The organism is Sedimentitalea sediminis (genome assembly GCF_042687825.1).
Taxonomy (GTDB): Bacteria; Pseudomonadota; Alphaproteobacteria; order Rhodobacterales; family Rhodobacteraceae; genus Sedimentitalea.
Genome location: NZ_JBHUQE010000003.1, coordinates 277,336 through 295,970, shown reverse-complemented (window position 1 = coordinate 295,970; position 18,635 = coordinate 277,336). Strand labels below are relative to the sequence as shown.

At 63.3% G+C, this 18,635-nt stretch carries 19 protein-coding genes and 2 pseudogenes; 14 read left to right on the top strand and 7 right to left on the bottom strand.

Annotated features, from left to right (window positions below; all coding sequences use genetic code 11):
• Nucleotides 1-857: 857 nt before the first annotated feature.
• On the top strand, nt 858-1,115 hold the full coding sequence (locus ACFMPD_RS04700; protein ID WP_380992301.1) for a transposase: 258 nt from the start codon (nt 858-860) through the stop codon (nt 1,113-1,115).
• 243 nt (nt 1,116-1,358) lie between these two features.
• Here the strand turns inward: ACFMPD_RS04700 and ACFMPD_RS04695 are convergent, their stop codons facing one another.
• From ACFMPD_RS04695 to nthA, 7 genes are all read right to left on the bottom strand, one after another.
• Complete coding sequence (locus ACFMPD_RS04695) at nt 1,359-2,909, bottom strand: alanine/glycine:cation symporter family protein (protein ID WP_380992299.1); 1,551 nt, start codon at nt 2,907-2,909, stop codon at nt 1,359-1,361.
• A gap of 11 nt (nt 2,910-2,920) precedes the next feature.
• A complete protein-coding gene (locus tag ACFMPD_RS04690) occupies nt 2,921-3,358 on the bottom strand; it encodes a universal stress protein (RefSeq protein WP_380992297.1) in 438 nt (145 codons plus the stop codon).
• Between the two features lie 312 nt (nt 3,359-3,670).
• On the bottom strand, nt 3,671-3,934 hold the full coding sequence (locus tag ACFMPD_RS04685) for a DUF2842 domain-containing protein (RefSeq protein WP_380992295.1): 264 nt from the start codon (nt 3,932-3,934) through the stop codon (nt 3,671-3,673).
• 1 nt (nt 3,935) lies between these two features.
• Nucleotides 3,936-5,231, bottom strand: coding sequence for an adenylosuccinate synthase (locus ACFMPD_RS04680; RefSeq protein ID WP_380992293.1), 1,296 nt, complete (start codon nt 5,229-5,231; stop codon nt 3,936-3,938).
• 72 nt (nt 5,232-5,303) lie between these two features.
• Nucleotides 5,304-5,654 carry a nitrile hydratase accessory protein gene (locus ACFMPD_RS04675; protein WP_380992291.1) on the bottom strand — a complete coding sequence of 117 codons (351 nt, stop codon included), beginning with the start codon at nt 5,652-5,654 and terminating at the stop codon, nt 5,304-5,306.
• Nucleotides 5,654-6,334 carry a nitrile hydratase subunit beta gene (nthB, locus tag ACFMPD_RS04670; RefSeq protein WP_380992289.1) on the bottom strand — a complete coding sequence of 227 codons (681 nt, stop codon included), beginning with the start codon at nt 6,332-6,334 and terminating at the stop codon, nt 5,654-5,656. The genes ACFMPD_RS04675 and nthB overlap by 1 nt, the downstream gene beginning before the upstream one ends.
• The gene (nthA, locus tag ACFMPD_RS04665) at nt 6,331-6,951 is read right to left on the bottom strand and encodes a nitrile hydratase subunit alpha (RefSeq protein WP_380992287.1); all 621 of its coding nucleotides are present in this window, start codon (nt 6,949-6,951) and stop codon (nt 6,331-6,333) included. Before nthA ends, nthB begins: the two co-directional genes overlap by 4 nt.
• Nucleotides 6,952-7,076: 125 nt before the next feature.
• Between nthA and secG the strand changes: the two genes are divergently transcribed.
• The 13 genes and pseudogenes from secG to ACFMPD_RS04605 all read left to right on the top strand — a co-directional run bounded on the left by secG (nt 7,077) and on the right by ACFMPD_RS04605 (nt 18,556).
• Nucleotides 7,077-7,433 carry a preprotein translocase subunit SecG gene (gene secG, locus ACFMPD_RS04660; protein ID WP_380992285.1) on the top strand — a complete coding sequence of 119 codons (357 nt, stop codon included), beginning with the start codon at nt 7,077-7,079 and terminating at the stop codon, nt 7,431-7,433.
• Between the two features lie 181 nt (nt 7,434-7,614).
• Entirely contained in the window at nt 7,615-9,258 is a 1,644-nt protein-coding gene (locus tag ACFMPD_RS04655; RefSeq protein WP_380992283.1) for a CTP synthase, read from the top strand.
• Nucleotides 9,259-9,600: 342 nt separating this feature from the next.
• Nucleotides 9,601-10,053 carry a tellurite resistance TerB family protein gene (locus ACFMPD_RS04650; protein ID WP_380992281.1) on the top strand — a complete coding sequence of 151 codons (453 nt, stop codon included), beginning with the start codon at nt 9,601-9,603 and terminating at the stop codon, nt 10,051-10,053.
• 36 nt (nt 10,054-10,089) lie between these two features.
• On the top strand, nt 10,090-10,527 hold the full coding sequence (locus ACFMPD_RS04645) for a tellurite resistance TerB family protein (RefSeq protein ID WP_380992279.1): 438 nt from the start codon (nt 10,090-10,092) through the stop codon (nt 10,525-10,527).
• The gene (locus tag ACFMPD_RS04640) at nt 10,524-11,258 is read left to right on the top strand and encodes a phosphate/phosphite/phosphonate ABC transporter substrate-binding protein (RefSeq protein ID WP_380992277.1); all 735 of its coding nucleotides are present in this window, start codon (nt 10,524-10,526) and stop codon (nt 11,256-11,258) included. The genes ACFMPD_RS04645 and ACFMPD_RS04640 overlap by 4 nt, the downstream gene beginning before the upstream one ends.
• A 113-nt stretch (nt 11,259-11,371) precedes the next feature.
• Nucleotides 11,372-11,893: pseudogene (locus ACFMPD_RS17590) on the top strand (ATP-binding cassette domain-containing protein); the annotation flags it as partial.
• A gap of 18 nt (nt 11,894-11,911) precedes the next feature.
• A pseudogene (locus ACFMPD_RS17585) lies at nt 11,912-12,307 on the top strand (ATP-binding cassette domain-containing protein); the annotation flags it as partial.
• Between the two features lie 27 nt (nt 12,308-12,334).
• A complete protein-coding gene (locus tag ACFMPD_RS04630) occupies nt 12,335-13,069 on the top strand; it encodes a transporter substrate-binding domain-containing protein (RefSeq protein ID WP_380992274.1) in 735 nt (244 codons plus the stop codon).
• Nucleotides 13,070-13,163: 94 nt separating this feature from the next.
• A complete protein-coding gene (locus ACFMPD_RS04625) occupies nt 13,164-14,048 on the top strand; it encodes an ABC transporter permease (protein ID WP_380992272.1) in 885 nt (294 codons plus the stop codon).
• Nucleotides 14,048-14,854, top strand: a complete 807-nt coding sequence (locus ACFMPD_RS04620; protein WP_380992270.1) for an ABC transporter permease — start codon at nt 14,048-14,050, stop codon at nt 14,852-14,854. Before ACFMPD_RS04625 ends, ACFMPD_RS04620 begins: the two co-directional genes overlap by 1 nt.
• A 303-nt stretch (nt 14,855-15,157) precedes the next feature.
• Nucleotides 15,158-15,841 carry a type 1 glutamine amidotransferase gene (locus ACFMPD_RS04615; RefSeq protein ID WP_380992268.1) on the top strand — a complete coding sequence of 228 codons (684 nt, stop codon included), beginning with the start codon at nt 15,158-15,160 and terminating at the stop codon, nt 15,839-15,841.
• Entirely contained in the window at nt 15,838-17,196 is a 1,359-nt protein-coding gene (locus ACFMPD_RS04610; RefSeq protein WP_380992266.1) for a glutamine synthetase family protein, read from the top strand. The genes ACFMPD_RS04615 and ACFMPD_RS04610 overlap by 4 nt, the downstream gene beginning before the upstream one ends.
• Nucleotides 17,197-17,251: 55 nt before the next feature.
• Nucleotides 17,252-18,556: an NAD(P)/FAD-dependent oxidoreductase gene (locus ACFMPD_RS04605; RefSeq protein WP_380992264.1), complete on the top strand. Its 1,305-nt coding sequence runs from the start codon at nt 17,252-17,254 to the stop codon at nt 18,554-18,556.
• Nucleotides 18,557-18,635: the final 79 nt, after the last annotated feature.

Sequence of the window (18,635 nt, the reverse complement as noted above, 5' to 3'; positions counted from 1 at the left end):
TACTGGCTTTGAAACTTAATGAGTCCAGAACCTAAGACAGCTGTGGTTTTCTCGTTCGGGCGGCCCAGGCCGCTGATGGACGATTGCCTCTGCGCCTTGCAGTCAGAAATCCGGCATCCATTTCCGTGAAGGCGCCTCGCGCTGCAAAGTTGCAAATCTGCAAAGAGCCGGATCGGTTCTTTGTGGTACCGCTGCCTGCAGCACCACGGGATATCCCGGTTTCAGATACCGGGGGCGACTGACCCGAACGACCGAAATTCAAGCGATTTCCCATTGCCCACTTGCGGCTCTCACGCCGTTCGGGACAGGCTGGCGCGCCACGCGCCGAATACATCGGCCCGTTCCCCCCAGATTGGCCAGATCAGCCGAAAACGCGAACAAGAACTGGTCAGGGACAAAACCCGAAGAATGAGCCGAAGTGGCGTGACGCGCGCTGAATGGGTCGACGATACGGGTTCGGTATGTGGGAACGAATGTGAGAACGATCATGTTCACCCGAAAGCATGCCCGCCCATAAGAATGCGTTCTTACGTCCGGCGCTTGCGATGGCGATATGGCGAATACGCAGGAGCCGCACGCCGAAATCCGAAGACTGGCGATCCATTACTTGAATTGCCTTTTCACGGGTCCAACCTAAAAGCCCGGACGCGCAGAACAGCATGATCCGGCGCGACCATCCCGAACGCAGACACGGTCGGCTAGGGTTCTTAGCCGTAAAGGGGACACAGCAATCGTCTGATCGGTGTTTCACCGCATTCGTCCGAGGCGGCCGTTCCGCCACGAGTCAACCTGACGAAAATCGAGTGGGATCTCCTCCCCCCTCTTGCCGAACAGGCCGCGCGGTGTGGTGCGTGTGGATGATCGGCACCTTCTGGAGCCTCAGAACCGGCTCGCCATGGTGCGGTCTGCCGGCGCGTTTTGGCCCCTGCACCACCGCCTTCAATCGAGTCAATCAATGGGTCAAGGCAGGCGTCTGCATTGAGGCCATTGAAACGCTTTCGGAAAACCTCATGACGGAATGCAATGCATCGCCGCCGCGATCATCCGGACGCATCAGCAGGCGGCGAGGACAAATGCAGCAAGTCCAACCCTTGGCCGTTCTCGCGGTGGAATGAGCACCACGATCAACGCGATGGATCACAACCGCCCCCCGCCGCTGGCGATCACGCTGTCACCTGACCCGGGCCTCGGGCAAGGCCGCGGCCGCGGGGCTGCCCGGGAAAGCCGGAACACACACCCTGCAATTGCCTGACTGGCGGGCCTCCCGGCCCTGCATCCGCGCGGATCGATGCATTCGGCAGGTGGGCGAAATCCTGAGCCGATGCGATCGGCCGCGCCGGACTCCGCCCACCCAAACCTCACTGGTGGCCGAACTTTCGGATTTCACCCGAAACCAGCCGCGCGCTGTAGGATGCCAGTTCCTTGCGCACGACTTTCATCAGGAAATACAGACAGAAGATATTGACCACCGCCATCGCGAAGATCGCGGCGTCCGAGAAGTCGATCACGGGGCCGAGATTGGCCGCGGCACCGATCACGACAAAGACGCAGAAGATCAGTTTGAAGACAAGCTCGGTCGTTTTCCCTTCGCCAAACAGATAGGTCCAGGCCTTGAGGCCGTAATAGGACCAAGAAATCATGGTGGAAAAGGCGAACAGAACCACCGCCACAGCCAGCACATAGGGAAACCAGCCGATCGCAGACGCAAAGGCCGCAGAGGTCAGTTCGACACCGGAGTTTCCGTCAACGGTGGCAATCTGGCTGCCGTTCAGAACATAATTTCCGGTTGCCGGATCGATGATCAACTGTCCGGAGATGGTGATGACCAAGGCCGTCATCGTACAGATCACCACGGTGTCGATCAGCGGTTCCAGCAGCGACACGAAACCTTCCGTAATCGGCTCCTTGGTCCGGACCGCCGAATGGGCGATCGCGGCTGATCCGACACCGGCCTCGTTGGAAAATGCCGCGCGCTTGAAACCCTGGATCAGGGCGCCGACCATGCCACCGGCGACACCCAGTCCGGTAAAGGCCCCGGCAAAGATCTGTCCGAACGCCCAGAGGATCTGATCATAGTTCACCAGCAGGATGACCAGGGCCGCACCGACATAGAGAATGCCCATGAAAGGCACCACCTTTTCGGTCACCCGCGCAATCGACTTGACCCCGCCGACGATGACCAGAAACACGACCGCGGCAAAGATCAGGCCGGTGATCCAGCCCGGAAAATCTCCGACGATGCCGGAAATCTGGGCATGCGCCTGGTTCGCCTGGAACATGTTGCCGCCGCCCAGCGCCCCGAGGATGCAGAACACCGAGAACATCACGGCCAGGATCTTGCCTCCGGGCAGACCAAGCTCGGAAAACCCCTTGGAAATATAGTACATCGGGCCGCCGGAAACCGTCCCGTCCTCATATTCATTGCGGTATTTGACGCCCAGCGTGCATTCGGTGAATTTCGAAGCCATGCCCAAAAGCCCGGCCAGGATCATCCAGAACGTGGCCCCGGGCCCGCCTATGCCGACCGCCACAGCGACACCGGCAATATTGCCCAGCCCGACGGTGCCGGACAGCGCGGTCGCCAGCGCCTGGAAATGGCTGACCTCGCCGGCATCATTGGGATCCGAATAGTCGCCCTTGACCAGGGAAATCGCGTGGCCAAAGAACCGGACCTGCACAAAGCCGAAATACAACGTGAACACGGTGGCGGCGATGACCAGCCAAAGCACGATCCAGGGAAAGGCAGTGCCGGGCAGCGGCGCAAAGATCAAGCTGACGAACGGGCCGGTCAGGTTGGAAAAGGCCTCGTTGACCTTTTGATCCAGGGTCAGCGCCTCTTGGGCCTGGCCCGGAGTTGCCAGCGCGGCGGCGGCAAGCAGGGACAGCGCCCCATTGACTAGGTTTTTCATGACATGTTCCTCTATCCGACCACGGTGACGGGTACGCTGGCCTGCATCACCAGATTGGCTGTTGCGCTGCCGAAAATCCGTTTGGACAGACTGTTTTCGCTCGACCGCGCGACGATGATCTGTTCGGCCCCTTCGTCGCGGGACACGGCATCAAGCGTATCGGCGACATTACCGTGCCGGACCACACCGCGTGCGGTGAGACCGGCCTCGACCAGGCCCTTGACGGCCGGTTCGACGACGCGCGCCTTGGCGGTCGAGATCTCTTCGTCGCGCCGCTTGTGACGTTGCGCATTCTCTTCGGGGGTCTGGAAAGAATAGGGCGACCATTCGATGACATAGACGACCAGCAATTCGCAATCGCCGATCAGCCTTGCCAGCTTGGCGGCATGCTCCAGCGCGCGTTCGCCGGAACTGTGACCATCCAGGCCGATGACCAGTTTGGTTGTCATTTGGGTATTTCCTCCTGTCCGCACGCGCAGTCGAAAATCGAGTCGAAGGCCGGGAAAGGCTGATCCCCGTGGATGTATCGGGCCAGCGTCCAATTCGGGATGCGCGAATCCTTTTTGTTACCTTTCAAACGCTACAATAGGTCGCAGTTTTACTAAGCTGGCAAGAATTTCAGACAATTTGTTAAGAATTTGGCAAAATTTTGTCGGGCCGCAACTCCGGCCTGACATCGCCGCCGCTGCCCATCGCCCCTATTCAAGGGGTGCTGGACAGCGAAGCGATACCGCGACAAAGCGGCCTGTACAGCGGCGTGCTCAGTCGCGCGGGTCTTTTTCCGATTTGTCCGCCGCATCCGGGTCGGCCTGGCCGATGCCCCGGAACACAAAGCGGAAAGGCAGCGCCCAGGCCACGCCCAGCACGATATAGATCAGCAGTTCGACCAGGATCGGCGGGCGATCGAGCATGTTCATGATGCTCACCGCCACGATGATGTACAGCGGCAGCCCCACCAGCAGGATCACCAGCGACCAGCGCCGGCGGGCCTTGTAGCTGAGGCCGGGTTTTCCGTTATCCGCCATGTCAGTCGGCAAACGGGTCGGTGACCAGAATCGTGTCGTCCCGCTCGGGCGAGGTCGACAACAGCGCCACCGGGCAGTCGATCAGTTCCTCGACGCGGCGCACATATTTGATCGCCGCCGCCGGCAGGTCGGCCCAGCTGCGGGCGCCCTCGGTGCTTTCGGACCAGCCGGGCATTTCCTCGTAGATGGGAATGCAACGCGTTTGCTGGTCGGCGGCGGTGGGCAGATAATCCAGCCGCTTGCCGTCCAGCTCGTAGCCGATGCAGATTTTCAGCGTCTGGAACCCGTCCAGAACGTCGAGCTTGGTCAGCGAAATGCCGTTGACGCCGCTGGTGGCGCAGGTCTGGCGCACCAGTACCGCATCGAACCAGCCGCAGCGACGCTTGCGCCCGGTGACAGTGCCGAATTCATGACCACGCTCGCCCAGACGCTGACCATCTGCGTCGTCCAGTTCGGTCGGGAACGGACCCTCGCCGACGCGGGTGGTATAGGCCTTGACGATTCCCAGCACGAAATCCACCGCGCCGGGGCCGATGCCGACCCCCGTGGCCGCCTGTCCGGCGATCACGTTGGAGGACGTCACGAACGGATAGGTGCCGAAATCGATATCCAGCAGGGCGCCCTGCGCGCCTTCGAACAGGATGCGTTTGCCGGCCTTGCGCTTTTCGTTCAGCACCTTCCAGACCGGCGCCGCATAGGGCAGGATCCGTGGCCCGATTTCGGTCAGCTGTTCCAGCAGAACGTCGCGGTCGATCGGGTCGATGCCCAACCCCTTGCGCAAGGGGTCGTGATGCTGCAGCGCCCGGTCGACGCGCGCCGCCAGCGTTGCGGGGTCGGCCAAGTCGGCCACCCGGACCGAGCGGCGCCCGACCTTGTCCTCATAGGCCGGGCCAATGCCGCGCCCGGTGGTGCCGATCTTGGTCCCGGTACGCGCGGCCTCTTCGCGGGCGCGGTCCAGTTCGCCGTGGATCGGCAGGATCAACGGCGTGTTCTCGGCGATCATCAGGGTCTCGGGGTTGATCGTCACCCCCTGGGCCCGGATCGACTCGATTTCATCGATCAGGTGCCAGGGGTCCAGCACCACGCCATTGCCGATGACCGACAGCTTGCCGCCGCGCACGACGCCCGAAGGCAGCGCATTCAGTTTAAAGACTTCGCCGTCGATGACCAGCGTGTGCCCGGCATTGTGGCCGCCCTGGAACCGGGCGATGACATCGGCGCGCTCGCTCAGCCAGTCCACGATCTTGCCCTTCCCTTCGTCGCCCCACTGGGCGCCGACCACCACCACATTGGCCATATCCGGTCCTTCTTTGCATTTGTAAAACCCGCGCCGGTATAGCGGCGACGGGGCGGCAGCGAAACCTCAATTTCACCTGTCCTTCTGCGGCCCGCCCGCGCGCCCCGGCACCGCGTCCAAATGCACGGGCGCCCCATGCGGAGTCGTCAGATAGGCCTGCCGCCAGGCCTCGCGCATCCGCACGGCTTCGTGCCGCGGGGCGCTGCCGCTCTGGTCCAGCAGCGCTTCCAGCGTTTCCAGCCAGGCGTTGAAATAGTCGTCGCCGCCGTTCAGTTCGCGCTGCAGCCCGTGCTCGGCCAGCGTGGCGCCGAACCGGGCCGCCCAATCGGGCCAGGTAAAGCGCCCGCATTCGTTCAGATGCACCGTCAGCGCGAAAAGTTGGGCATGCCAGGGCTGCTCAAAGACCGGTTCCGGCGCGCCCATCACAGCGGTTCCAGATAGGATTGCCACAGGTCCAGCACCACCTGATCAGCGGGATGTTCCGGCGCCGTCCACAGGGACGCGGCCGAGAACACCACGGCATAGAGCGGCTCGGGCGCCTCGCCCAGACCATGCGCATTGCTGTCCGGCAGAACATGGCTGCCGTGCAGCCGCAGGATATAGCCCTGAGCGCCGGCGGCATAGGCCGGCAGGCGGGTATGCCCGCCGGCGACGTGGCGGTTGCCGGCCGGGCGCCGGGCGCGTACCGCCTGCCCCACCGAGAACCGGGCCGGCCGGATGCCGGGGCGGTCAGCCGCGCCGCCCCGGGCCAGCACCGCAGCGACACGATCCGCCATCAGGCATCGATCAGATAGCGGATGAAGCCCCTCACCGCCATCTGCCTGCCGCAGATCGTCCGGTGTCAGAACGCCGGTCTGCACCAGCAGATCGGCCAGGGCCGCGATCCACTTTTCGAAATACGAGAATCGGGCATAGTCGCGTGGCGACAGGCATTCACGCGCGTGGCGCGAGGTGTCGATATTCCATTGCCCCAGGCTGCCGGCGGCCAGGGTCAGCGCCAGCGCACGGGCTTGCCAGTCGGCCTGCAGTCGCGGGATGCCCTGCGGTTCGGGCTGTATCGGGCCATCGCCGAACCGCCCGCCCATGTCATGCACCCGGCTCATTCGGGTATCCGGGGCAGACCGGTTCCGATCATGCTGTCCCGGGTGACCAGCGCCGCCAGTTCCGCCCGCCCGAACCCCTCGGTGCCGGCGGGGCGCATCGGCAGCACCAGATAGCGGATTTCCGCGGTCGAATCCCAGACCCGCACGGCGGTTTCAGGCGGCAGCGCCACACCGAATTCGGCCAGTACCCGGCGCGGTTCACGCACCGCGCGGGCGCGGTAGGCGTCGGATTTGTACCAGCCCGGAGGAATGCCCAGCAGCGGCCACGGATAACAGCTGCACAGGGTGCAGACGACCATGTTGTGCACCTCGGGCGTGTTTTCGACCACGACGATATGTTCGCCCTGCCGCCCGTAATAGCCCAGATCGGCCACGACTGCCGTGGCATCCCGCATCAGGGCCGCGTGAAAACCGGGATCGGTCCAGGCACGCGCCACGACATCGGCACCATTTTGCGGGCCGATGCGGGCCTGATAGGTATCGATGATCACATCCAGCGCCGCCGGATCGACCAGCCCCTTGCGCGTCAGGATAGTTTCCAGCGCCCGCACCCGCAGGGCCGGCTCGGGCGGCAACAGCGCGTGCGGGTGATCGGGATCGGATTGATCATGCGGCATGGACCGAGAATGGCAAGACAGGCGCGGCAATGTCCAGCCCCCACATCCTCCCTTGCCCCTGTCGGCAATCTTGCCTACATAGCGCCCGGTAGCACAGTCGCAAATGTTCCACGCCGCAGGTTTCCATGGAAAATGTCATTCTGATCGTCCACCTCGTTCTGGCCCTTGGCCTGATCGGTGTCGTGCTGTTGCAGCGCTCCGAAGGCGGCGGTCTGGGCATGGGCGGCGGTGGCGCCATGACCGGGCGGGCGGCGGCCACGGCCCTGGGCAAATTGACCTGGATCCTGGCGATCGCCTTTATCTGCACCTCGATTACCCTGACGATCCTGGCGGCACAAAAGGCCGCCGGTACCTCGGTAATCGACCGTCTGGGCGGCTCGGCCCCCGAGGCCGAACAGAGCGAGCCGGCCCTGCCCAGCGGTGAAGACCTGTTGCCGCCGGCGCTGGATGATACGGCGCCGCTGGTGCCCAAGGCTGACTGAGCCAGCCCGCACGGGTCGTAGACCCCACAATACCTTGACCGAACGGAAAGAATCGCAACAGCATCTTGCGGTTCTCTTGCACCCAGGACGCGAATCCTATAAGGGTGAAATCCCGTGATGCACCGGTTTTCGACGCCGGACAGGCAATAATAACGACACCCGCACGGGGGCAGCAGACAGCATGGCACGTTTTATCTTTATCACCGGCGGCGTTGTATCGTCCCTGGGCAAGGGGCTGGCCTCGGCGGCCCTGGGGGCGCTGTTGCAGGCGCGTGGCTTTTCGGTTCGCCTGCGCAAGCTGGATCCCTATCTGAACGTCGATCCCGGCACCATGAGCCCGTTTGAACATGGCGAGGTTTTCGTCACTGATGACGGGGCCGAAACAGATCTGGATCTGGGCCATTACGAACGGTTCACCGGGGTGGCCGCGCGCAGCACCGACAGCGTCAGTTCCGGTCGCATCTATTCCACAGTGCTGGAAAAGGAGCGGCGCGGCGACTATCTGGGCAAGACAATCCAGGTCATTCCGCACGTCACCAATGAAATCAAGGATTTCATAGCCATCGGCGAGGACGAGGTCGATTTCATGCTGTGCGAGATCGGCGGCACGGTCGGCGATATCGAGGGGCTGCCGTTCTTCGAGGCGATCCGTCAGTTCAGCCAGGACAAGCCGCGTGGACAGTGCATTTTCATGCATCTGACGCTGCTGCCCTATATCAAGGCCAGCGGCGAGCTGAAGACCAAGCCGACCCAGCACAGCGTCAAGGAGCTGCGCTCGATCGGGCTGGCGCCGGACATCCTGGTCTGCCGCTCCGAAGGGCCGATCCCGGCCAAGGAACGCGAGAAACTGGCGCTGTTCTGCAACGTGCGCCCCGACGCGGTGATCGCCGCCCAGGACCTGGCCTCGATCTACGAAGCCCCCCTGGCCTATCACCGCGAGGGGCTGGACCAGGCGGTGCTGGACGCCTTTCGGATCACGCCCGCGCCGAAACCGAACCTGGCCCGCTGGGAAGACGTGGCCGACCGCATTTATAATCCCGAAGGCGAGGTCAAGGTCGCCATCGTCGGCAAATACACCCAGCTCGAAGATGCCTATAAATCCATCGCCGAGGCGCTGACCCATGGCGGCATGGCGAACCGGGTCAAGGTCAGTGTCGAATGGGTCGATGCCGAGATTTTCGACCACGAGGATCCGGCGCCCTGGCTCGAAGGGTTTCACGCCATTCTGGTTCCGGGCGGCTTTGGCGAGCGCGGCACCGAGGGCAAGATCAAGGCCGCGGAATTCGCCCGCACCCGCAAGGTGCCCTATTTGGGCATCTGCCTGGGCATGCAGATGGCGGTGATCGAGGCCGCGCGCAATGTTGCCGGCATGAAGACCGCCGGCAGCGAGGAATTCGACCACGAGGCTGGCAAGAAACGGTTCGAACCGGTGGTCTATCACCTCAAGGAATGGGTACAGGGCAGCCGCAAGGTCGAACGCAAAGTCGGTGACGACAAGGGCGGCACCATGCGCCTGGGGGCCTACAATGCGGCCCTGGACGAGGGCTCGCACGTGGCGCGGATCTATGGCAGCACGCATATCGAGGAACGCCACCGGCACCGCTATGAGGTGGATATCAAATACCGCGAACAGCTCGAGGAATTCGGCCTGAAATTCTCGGGCATGTCGCCCGATGGCCGCCTGCCCGAGATCGTCGAGTGGCAGGATCATCCCTGGTTCATCGGCGTTCAGTTCCACCCCGAACTGAAATCCAAACCTTTTGCACCGCATCCGCTGTTTGCCGATTTCGTGCGCGCCGCCAAGGAAAGCTCGCGGCTGGTCTGACTCCTTTCAACGCGGCCAGCGGCGCGGACCGGGCGCGCCCTGCGCGCATCTGGCATCAGCGCCACGCAACCCCAGAAGCCAGCTTAATCACTTACTATCAATGCCCTACACCACACCCCGAAAGCGCAACATCAACCACTGCGCGCCAATAGCGGGCAGGCAAATGCCCGCGCCCCGTGCCGCGCGTCTTTGCCGATTCGTCAATGCCTCCGGCGCCGCGGCGGGCATGTTTCCGCCCGCGTCCCTGCGCAGTGCCAAACTCGCTTTTGCAAGGGTGCCCCTTGCCGTGATCGCCGACAGGAAGCACTTGGCGCAGGCCGGTATCCGGCGTAAACTTGGCCCATGTTGAGCAAGCTTTTTGCCGCGTTTCGCGCCGATGCCACGGACGATCTGCCCGACCCCGATGCCGAACTGGCGCTGGGGGCGTTGCTGGTGCGCGTGGCGATGTCAGACAAGGATTATCAGGTCGAGGAGATCAGTCTGATCGACCGCATCCTGGCACGGCTGTTCCAGCACAACGCCATCGAGGCCGCCAAGATTCGCGCCACCTGCGAAAAGCTGCACGCCGCCGCCCCCGAGACCGATACCTTTGCCAAGCTGATCCGCGAGACAACCGGATTGCAGGAACGTCTGGCCGCGCTGGACGCCATGTGGGAGGTGGTTCTGGCCGACGGTGTGCCCAAAGAGGCGGAGTTGCGGGTTCTGGAAAGTGCCCGCAAGGCGATGGGGCTGAGCTATCTGGAAAGCACCGCCGCCCGCGAACGCGCCGAGGAAAAGCGCCCGCCGGTTTCCTAGTTGGCGACGCCGGCGCCAGCGCCTATACCTCTGCCCATGTTTGGTGACTTTCTGAAACGGCTGACGCAGCCGGACCCTGCCCCGCTGGCCGATGACGATGCCCGCCTCGCCCTGACCGCCCTTCTGGTGCGGATCGCGCGCGCGGACAACGACTATGCCACCGCCGAGATCGACCGCATCGACCGCCTGATCTCGCGGCGTTACGGACTGTCGCCCTTTCAGGCCGCAGCGTTGCGCGGACAGGCCGAAGTGCTTGAGGCCGAAGCTCCCGACACCGTGCGCTTTACCCGCGCGATCAAGGATGCCGTGCCCTACGAGGACCGCCGCGCGGTGGTGCAGACCCTGTGGAGCGTGGTCTTGGCCGATGGCGAACGCAGCCAGGAAGAGGATGCGCTGCTGCGCCTGGTCGCCAATCTCTTGGGGGTCAATGACCGCGACAGCGCCCTGGCCCGGCAAAGGGCCGCGCAGGAATGATCGCCACGCTGGGCATGTATGACATGCCCGCGCTGCGTCCGGCCAATGATCGCTTTTGGGGGCTGATCCGCGCCCGGCTGGGCGTCGGGCCCGACCGGCTGAACCGCGACATCGACCCCTGGCAGGCCTGGCAATCGCCTGACCTGGTACTGGCGCAGACCTGCGGCATGCCCTATCGCACCCGCCTGCACCCGGTCGTGCGACTGGTGGGCACGCCGGATTACGGCCTGCCGGGCTGTCCGCCGGGGTACTATTGTTCGGTACTGGTGGCGCGGGCTGATGCCCCGGGCGACACCGAGCGCGACTTCGCGGGCGGCGTCTTCGCCTATAATGAGGCTCTGTCACAATCGGGATGGGCGGCGCCAATGACTCATTTTGCCGCCTTGGGCCTGCGTTTCCGATCCCATCTGCGGACCGGTTCGCATGCCCTTTCGGCCCGGGCCGTGGCAGAGGGGCACGCCGATCTGGCCGGGCTGGACGCGCAGACCTGGCGGCTGCTGCAACAGCAGGATCCGGTGGCGCGGCGATTGCGCCCTGTGGGACAGACCTGCCCGACACCGGGCCTGCCCTATATCACCGCGCGCCGCCGCGACCCCGCAACCATCGCCGCCGCGATCCGCGCCGCAATCGTCGATCTGGCACCCGAGGACCGTGCGGTGCTGCACCTGAATGGGTTGATCGAGATCGACGCAACCGCCTATCTGGCCATTCCCACCCCGCCGGCCCCCTGACGGAATCCGGGTTCCCTCTGGTCAATTCGGCGGAATCCGCCGCCGATTTGCCGTTTTGCAAGTTGCAATGCGCCAGAATTTCATCCCTATTACCTGCCGAACACTGCCATTACATGACCGGACCCATCGTGCAAGACAGCCCAGCCGTCATCGAAATCAAGGACCTGCATAAGAGCTATGGCCAGCTTGAAGTGCTCAAGGGGGTCGACATCCATGCCTGCCGCGGCGACGTGGTTTCGCTGATCGGCTCCTCGGGATCGGGCAAATCGACGCTGTTGCGCTGCGCCAATCTGCTGGAGGACAGCCAGCAGGGCGACATATTGTTCAAGGGCGAGCCGGTGCATTGGAAAGGGTCCGGCCATGGCCGCCGGCCGGGCGATGCGAAACAGGTGCTGCGGATCCGCACCAACCTGTCGATGGTGTTCCAGCAATTCAACCTGTGGGCGCATATGACGATCCTGCAGAATGTCATGGAGGCGCCGATCACGGTGCTGGGCCGCGACAAGGCCGAAGTCGAGAAATCGGCGCGCGCCTATCTGGAAAAGGTCGGCATCGGCGACAAATGCGATGTCTACCCGGCCCAGATGTCCGGCGGCCAGCAACAGCGGGCCGCGATTGCGCGCGCCCTGTGCATGGAGCCCGAGGCGCNGGCCGAAGTCGAGAAATCGGCGCGCGCCTATCTGGAAAAGGTCGGCATCGGCGACAAATGCGATGTCTACCCGGCCCAGATGTCCGGCGGCCAGCAACAGCGGGCCGCGATTGCGCGCGCCCTGTGCATGGAGCCCGAGGCGCTGCTGTTTGACGAACCCACCTCGGCGCTGGATCCAGAGCTGGAACAGGAAGTCGTCAAGGTCATCAAGGATCTGGCCAACGAGGGCCGCACCATGCTGATCGTCACCCATGACATGAAACTGGCCGCCGATGTCAGCGATCACGTGGTGTTCCTGCATCAGGGCCTGATCGAGGAACAGGGGCCGCCCGAAACGCTGTTCGGCGCGCCCAAATCGGAACGGTTGCGCGGGTTCCTGTCGGCCACCCACGCGGCTTAATAACAAGAAAACCAAGGGAGAAATCGTATGAAAAACCTGATCCTGGGCACCGCCGCCCTGGCGCTGAGCGCCGGACTTGCCTTTGCCGACGGCCATGGCAAGACCATTCGCATGGGCACCGAGGGCGCCTATCCTCCGTATAATTTCATCAACGATGCCGGTGATGTCGACGGGTTCGAGCGTGAAGTCGGCGACGAACTGTGCAAGCGCGCTGAACTGACCTGTGAATGGGTCAAAAACGACTGGGATTCGATCATTCCGAACCTGGTGTCAGGCAATTACGACACGATCATGGCCGGGATGAGCATCACCGACGAGCGCGACGAGGTCATCGACTTTACCCAGAATTACTATCCGCCCACCGCGTCGGCCTATGTCTCGGCGACCCCGGATCTGGATGTGACATCTGCGATTGTCGCGGCCCAGACCGCGACCCTGCAGGCGGGCTATATCGCCGAAAGCGGCGCCATCCTGGTCGAATTCGCAACGCCGGAGGAAACTGTTGCGGCGGTGCGCAACGGCGAGGCGGATGCGGTGTTTGCCGACAAGGATTATCTGGTGCCGCTGGTCGATGAATCCGGCGGCGAACTGGCCTTTGTCGGCGAGGACGTGCCGCTGGGCCGCGGCATCGGCATCGGCCTGCGCGAAAGCGACGCCGAGCTGCGGGCCAAGTTCGATGCGGCCATCACCTCGATGAAAGAGGACGGATCGCTGAACACCCTGCTGATCAAGTGGTTCGGCGAAAGCATCACCACCTACTGAACCCGGCCAAACGGGTCCGCCGTCCAGGGCGGACCCCTGCCGCCATTTGCCCAGACCGCCCGCAGGGGCCTATTCAGCCGGCGCGTATCCAGACATGTTTTCATTCTGCACCGACCCTGACACGCTGGGAACTCTTCGCTGGTTCGCCTGCTATCTTACGACCGGCGTGCATATTTCGTTCTATGTCGCCTTTCTCAAGGTGCTGCTGCTTTTGGCGATCACGGCGCCCGTCGCCCTGGGATTCGGGTTTCTGGGGGCGATGGCGGCGCGGTCGCGCATCACGCCGCTGCGCTGGATCGGCAAAACCTATATCGCGCTGGTGCGGGGCGTGCCGGACATCGCGTTTTTCCTGTTCTTCGTGATCGCGCTGGATCAGGCGTTTGAGTTCATGCGCCACCGCGTCCTGTGCCCGGACTGGGATCAACCGATCCGGCAGGGGTCGGATTTCGTGGTCTGCACCGCCGCCAAACTACCGCTGAGTACCGCACCGCAATGGGTACACGAGACCTATGGCTTCTTCTTGGCGGTGATGACCTTTGCGATTGTGTTTGGCGCTTTTGCCGCCAATGTGCTGTTTGGCGGCATGCGCGCGGTACCCCGCGCCCAGCTGGAAACCGCCGAGGCCTATGGCATGTCGCATCGCCAGACCTTTTGGCGGGTGCTGGTGCCGCAGATGTGGGTCTATGCGCTGCCGGGGCTGTCGAACCTGTGGATGGTGCTGATCAAGGCAACGCCACTGCTGTTCCTGCTGGGCATCGAGGACATTGTCTATTGGGCGCGGGAACTGGGCGGCACCAAGACGACGAAATTCACCGACTATCCGCATGGTGACTGGCGGATGTGGTATTTCCTGTTCCTGCTGATCTTCTATCTCGGGTTCACACGGGTGTCGGAACTGACGCTGGATCGGCTGATGGTGCGCCTGACCCACGGGCAGGCGACGGCGGGCGGCGAAGCCCAGCGAAAGGCGGCAATGTAATGAGCTGCTGGCAAACCATTCAGGACTATGGGCTGCGCTCTCTGGGCATCGGCGAGCGGCTGCTGCCGCGCGAAGGATTCACCCTGTGCGAACAGTTCACGCTGATCGGCTCGGGCATGATCTGGAACATCTATTTCGGCATCATGGCGCTGATCACCGGATTTTTCCTGGCCACAACGCTGGCGGTCGCCAAAGGGTCAAGCAGCCGCTGGGCGCGCAAGCCGGCGGAATGGTTCATATTCATCTTTCGCGGCTCGCCGCTGTTCATCCAGTTCTTCTTTGCCTATTTCCTGTTTCTCAGCCTCAAAAGCGTCAGCCCGTTGTTTGACGCCTTTACTGCTGCCTGGCTGGGGGCGCTGATCGTGCTGTTCCTGAACACGGCGGCCTATACCGGCGAGATCTTTTATGGTGCCCTACTGTCGATCCCCAAGGGCGACACCGAGGCCGCCGATGCCTATGGCATGACCGGATGGCCGCGCTTTCGCCGGATCGTCTGGCCAACCATGTTGCGGCTGGCCTGGCCGGCCTATACCAACGAGGCGATCTTTCTGTTCCATGCCACAACCCTGGTGTTCTTTTCCGGCTTTCCGGCCTGGCAGCAACGCGGCGACGCGCTGTATTATGCCAGCTATTTCGCCGACAAGACGTTCAACCCCTTTGTCCCCTATCCGATTCTGGCCGGCTATTTCATCCTTTTCACCCTGATCGTGGTCACCGTTTTTGGCCTGATCGGCCGGCACCTGAACCGCCATCTGCCCCAGGAACAGCGCAGCCGCATGCGCCTGCGCCTGAACCTGTTACGGTGAAGGCCCGACACGACGCCTGCGTATCCGCGATTTGATCATAACAGGATCGTCCGACCCAACTTCCGAATCGCTTCGGTCACCGAAACTTGCTGCACGGATACCCGAACACCGCGCGTGTCCGGCATATTGATGCGCCACCTAAGAACCAGGTCTCAAGTGCAGAAGATTGGTATCGCTGGGTTTTGCAAGAATGCACCTCGGAACGCGTCAGGGATTCCGGCAACATACGGCGCGGCGCGTCAGCGCCCTTGATCTGGCGATGTCACTGCGGTATCCTGAATTTGATCAAATTAATGGTGAAACATGAAAATCGGCATCCTACAAACTGGCCATTCGCCGGAGAACATGATCGAGGCAATGGGAGATTACGACCAGATCTTCAAGACGATGCTGGCCGGCCACGACTTTGAGTTCGTCACCTATCCGGTGGTCGACAACCGGTTTCCCGACGGTGCCGAGGCCGCCGAAGGCTGGCTGATCACGGGGTCGAAACACGGCGCCTATGAGGATCACCCCTGGATTCCGCCGCTTGAAGATCTGGTGCGCGACATCGTGGCGAAGAAGCTGCCGCTTGTCGGGATCTGTTTCGGCCATCAGATCATCGCCCAGGCCCTGGGCGGCAAGGTCGAAAAATTCCCCGGCGGCTGGTCGGTGGGTCCGACCCAGTATCAAACCGGCAAGGACACCGTTACGCTGAACGCCTGGCATCAGGATCAGGTCACCGAACTGCCCGAGAGCGCCCGGGTTCTGGGCAGCAATGCATTCTGCAAGAATGCCATCCTGGCCTATGGCGACACCGTCTGGACGGTGCAGCCGCATCCCGAGTTCAGCGCCGACTTTGTCGATGGCTTGATCCGCACCCGCGGCCGCGGCCTGGTGCCCGACGCGATCCTGGATGCCGCCGCCGCTCAGCTGGCGACCCCCAACAACAACCGCGACATGGCCGATCACATCGCCGCCTTCTTCAAGAACGGGTCGCTGCAATGACCGACTGGCTTCCCACATGCCCGGCGGCGGCGCAGAGCTATCTCGAAGGCCGGCGGCTGGACGAGGTGGAATGCATCATCTCGGACCTGCCCGGCATTGCACGCGGCAAGGCCGTGCCGGCCAGCAAGTTCGCCAAGCAGGAATATTTCCACCTGCCCGACAGTATCTTTTATCAGACCATCACCGGCGATTGGGGCGAGGCCGCGGGCGAGGACGGGTTCATCGAAAAGGACATGATCCTGCGCCCCGACATGTCCACCGCGTCCGCCGCCCCCTGGACCGGTGACTGGACGCTGCAGGTGATCCATGACGCCTTTGACCGAAAGGGCAACCCGGTGCCCTGCTCGCCGCGCAACGTGTTGAGGCGGGTGGTCGAACTGTATCGCGCGCAGGGCTGGAAACCGGTCGTGGCCCCCGAGATGGAGTTCTATCTGGTGGCCCGCAACATCGATCCGGCCAAGGAAATCCAGCCGATGATGGGCCGGTCGGGCCGTCCGTCCGCTGCCAGGCAGGCCTATTCGATGACTGCGGTGGACGAGTTTGGCCCGGTGATCGACGACATATATGACTTTGCCGAGGCGCAGGGCTTCGAAATCGACGGCATCACCCAGGAGGGCGGCGCCGGCCAGCTGGAGATCAACCTGCGACATGGCGATCCGGTCAAGCTGGCGGACGAAGTGTTCTATTTCAAGCGGCTGATCCGCGAGGCGGCGCTGCGGCACGACTGTTTCGCCACCTTCATGGCCAAACCCATCGCGGACGAGCCGGGCAGCGCCATGCATATTCACCATTCGGTGCTGGACATCGAAACCGGGCGCAACATCTTTGCCGGACCGCAGGGCGGCGAAACCGATGCCTTTTTTCATTTCATCGGCGGATTGCAGCATCATCTGCCCGCCGCAATCGCGGTGATGGCGCCCTATGTGAACAGCTATCGCCGCTATACCCGCGACCACGCGGCACCGGTCAACCTGGAATGGGGCCGGGACAACCGCACCACCGGCATCCGCATTCCCCTGTCCGACCCCGAGGCCCGGCGGGTGGAAAACCGGCTGGCCGGGATGGATTGCAACCCCTATCTGGGCATCGCCGCCTCGCTGGCCTGCGGCTATCTGGGCATGATGCAGGAACAGCGCCCGGGCAAACAGTTCAAGGGCGATGCCTATGAGGGCCAGACGGATATTCCCCGGGTGATGGGCGAGGCGCTGGATCTGTTCGAAAGCGCCCCGGAACTGCACCAGGTTCTGGGAGCGGAATTCGCCCGGGTCTACAGCATCGTGAAACGGGCCGAATACGAAGAGTTCCTGCAGGTGATCTCGCCCTGGGAGCGGGAACATCTTCTGTTGAACGTCTGAGGCCGAGCCGGCCGGCACCCGGCAGCGGGGGCGCGCGCCGATAGCGGAGGGTGCGATGAACCTGCTGTTTTCCAACGATATTCAGGGCCGGCATCCAGACAGCTGGTATGCCGCGACGGCCAACCTGCTGGATGAATTCGCGCCTTTGCGCGGCGATACCCGGGCCGATGTCTGCGTGGTGGGGGCCGGCTATACCGGCCTGTCCGCCGCGCTGCACCTGGCCCAGGCCGGAATGGATGTGGTGCTGCTGGATGCTCACCGCATCGGGTTCGGCGCCTCGGGACGCAATGGCGGACAATTGGGCAGCGGCCAGCGGATGGATCAGGACGGGCTCGAAGCTCTGATGGGCGAGGCCGAGGCAGGCAAGCTCTGGCGACTGGCCCAGGACGCCAAGGCGCTGGTCAAGGGACTGATCGCGCGCCACGATATCGACTGCGACCTGAAACCCGGCGTCGCCCATACCGCATGCAGCGCCCGCGAAGTGGCCGGCCTGCATGGCTATGCCGAACATCTGCAGGCCCGCTATGGCTATGACAGGATCGAGACGCTGGACCGCGACGCGTGCCGGACGCTGTGCCCCTCGCCCGCCTATGCTGGCGGCACGGTGGATTGGGGGGCGGCGCATCTGCACCCGTTGAACTACGCGCTGGGTCTGGGCCGGGCAGCGGCGGCGGCCGGCGTGCGGATATACGAGAACAGCCATGTGCATCACATCGAGCGCGGCCCTCGCGCCACGGTGCAGACCGACCGCGGCCGGGTGGTTGCGGATCATGTCCTGCTGGCCGGAAACGGCTATCTGGGCAATCTCAACCGCCGGGTGGCGGCACGGGTCATGCCGATCAACAATTTCATCGTCGCCACCGAACCGCTGGGCGACCAGGCAGATCAGGTGCTGCGGCGCGACATTGCGGTGGCCGACAGCAAATTCGTGGTGAACTATTTTCGCCTCAGCGCCGATGGTCGGCTGCTGTTCGGCGGCGGCGAAAGCTATGGCTATCGATTTCCGGCCGATATCGCCGCTGTTGTGCGCAAACCGATGACACAGATCTTCCCGCATCTGGCGGATGTCCGCATCGACTATGCCTGGGGAGGTACGCTGGCGATCTCGATGCGGCGGATGCCGTACCTGGCGCGGCTGGCGCCCAACATGCTGTCAGCTTCGGGCTATTCCGGGCATGGGGTCGGCACGGCCACGCATGCCGGTCAGTTGATGGCGCTGGCGATCCTGGGACAGGCGGATGGGTTCGACACCATGGCGCGGGTGCCGGCCCCGGCCTTTCCCGGCGGCGCGATGCTGCGCACGCCGCTGCTGGCGCTGGCGATGACCTGGTATGCCATGCGCGACCGGCTGGGCATCTGATCGCGTCCACGCCAATCGGCGACATTCGGCAGACTGCCGCAAGGTAATTTTGCGGACCTATTGGCACATCTCCGCATCT

Excerpts from the sequence above, each read along its gene's own strand:
- ACFMPD_RS04675 (WP_380992291.1), bottom strand. The coding sequence starts at position 5,654 with ATGGGCGCGCCGGAACCGGTCTTTGAGCAGCCCTGGCATGCCCAACTT.
- ACFMPD_RS04620 (WP_380992270.1), top strand. The coding sequence starts at position 14,048 with ATGAGCTGCTGGCAAACCATTCAGGACTATGGGCTGCGCTCTCTGGGC.
- ACFMPD_RS04690 (WP_380992297.1), bottom strand. The coding sequence starts at position 3,358 with ATGACAACCAAACTGGTCATCGGCCTGGATGGTCACAGTTCCGGCGAA.
- ACFMPD_RS04625 (WP_380992272.1), top strand. The coding sequence starts at position 13,164 with ATGTTTTCATTCTGCACCGACCCTGACACGCTGGGAACTCTTCGCTGG.
- ACFMPD_RS04645 (WP_380992279.1), top strand. The coding sequence starts at position 10,090 with ATGTTTGGTGACTTTCTGAAACGGCTGACGCAGCCGGACCCTGCCCCG.
- nthA (WP_380992287.1), bottom strand. The coding sequence starts at position 6,951 with ATGCCGCATGATCAATCCGATCCCGATCACCCGCACGCGCTGTTGCCG.
- ACFMPD_RS04615 (WP_380992268.1), top strand. The coding sequence starts at position 15,158 with ATGAAAATCGGCATCCTACAAACTGGCCATTCGCCGGAGAACATGATC.
- ACFMPD_RS04605 (WP_380992264.1), top strand. The coding sequence starts at position 17,252 with ATGAACCTGCTGTTTTCCAACGATATTCAGGGCCGGCATCCAGACAGC.
- ACFMPD_RS04655 (WP_380992283.1), top strand. The coding sequence starts at position 7,615 with ATGGCACGTTTTATCTTTATCACCGGCGGCGTTGTATCGTCCCTGGGC.
- ACFMPD_RS04630 (WP_380992274.1), top strand. The coding sequence starts at position 12,335 with ATGAAAAACCTGATCCTGGGCACCGCCGCCCTGGCGCTGAGCGCCGGA.
- ACFMPD_RS04695 (WP_380992299.1), bottom strand. The coding sequence starts at position 2,909 with ATGAAAAACCTAGTCAATGGGGCGCTGTCCCTGCTTGCCGCCGCCGCG.
- ACFMPD_RS04685 (WP_380992295.1), bottom strand. The coding sequence starts at position 3,934 with ATGGCGGATAACGGAAAACCCGGCCTCAGCTACAAGGCCCGCCGGCGC.
- ACFMPD_RS04650 (WP_380992281.1), top strand. The coding sequence starts at position 9,601 with ATGTTGAGCAAGCTTTTTGCCGCGTTTCGCGCCGATGCCACGGACGAT.
- ACFMPD_RS04700 (WP_380992301.1), top strand. The coding sequence starts at position 858 with ATGATCGGCACCTTCTGGAGCCTCAGAACCGGCTCGCCATGGTGCGGT.
- ACFMPD_RS04640 (WP_380992277.1), top strand. The coding sequence starts at position 10,524 with ATGATCGCCACGCTGGGCATGTATGACATGCCCGCGCTGCGTCCGGCC.
- secG (WP_380992285.1), top strand. The coding sequence starts at position 7,077 with ATGGAAAATGTCATTCTGATCGTCCACCTCGTTCTGGCCCTTGGCCTG.
- ACFMPD_RS04610 (WP_380992266.1), top strand. The coding sequence starts at position 15,838 with ATGACCGACTGGCTTCCCACATGCCCGGCGGCGGCGCAGAGCTATCTC.
- nthB (WP_380992289.1), bottom strand. The coding sequence starts at position 6,334 with ATGAGCCGGGTGCATGACATGGGCGGGCGGTTCGGCGATGGCCCGATA.
- ACFMPD_RS04680 (WP_380992293.1), bottom strand. The coding sequence starts at position 5,231 with ATGGCCAATGTGGTGGTGGTCGGCGCCCAGTGGGGCGACGAAGGGAAG.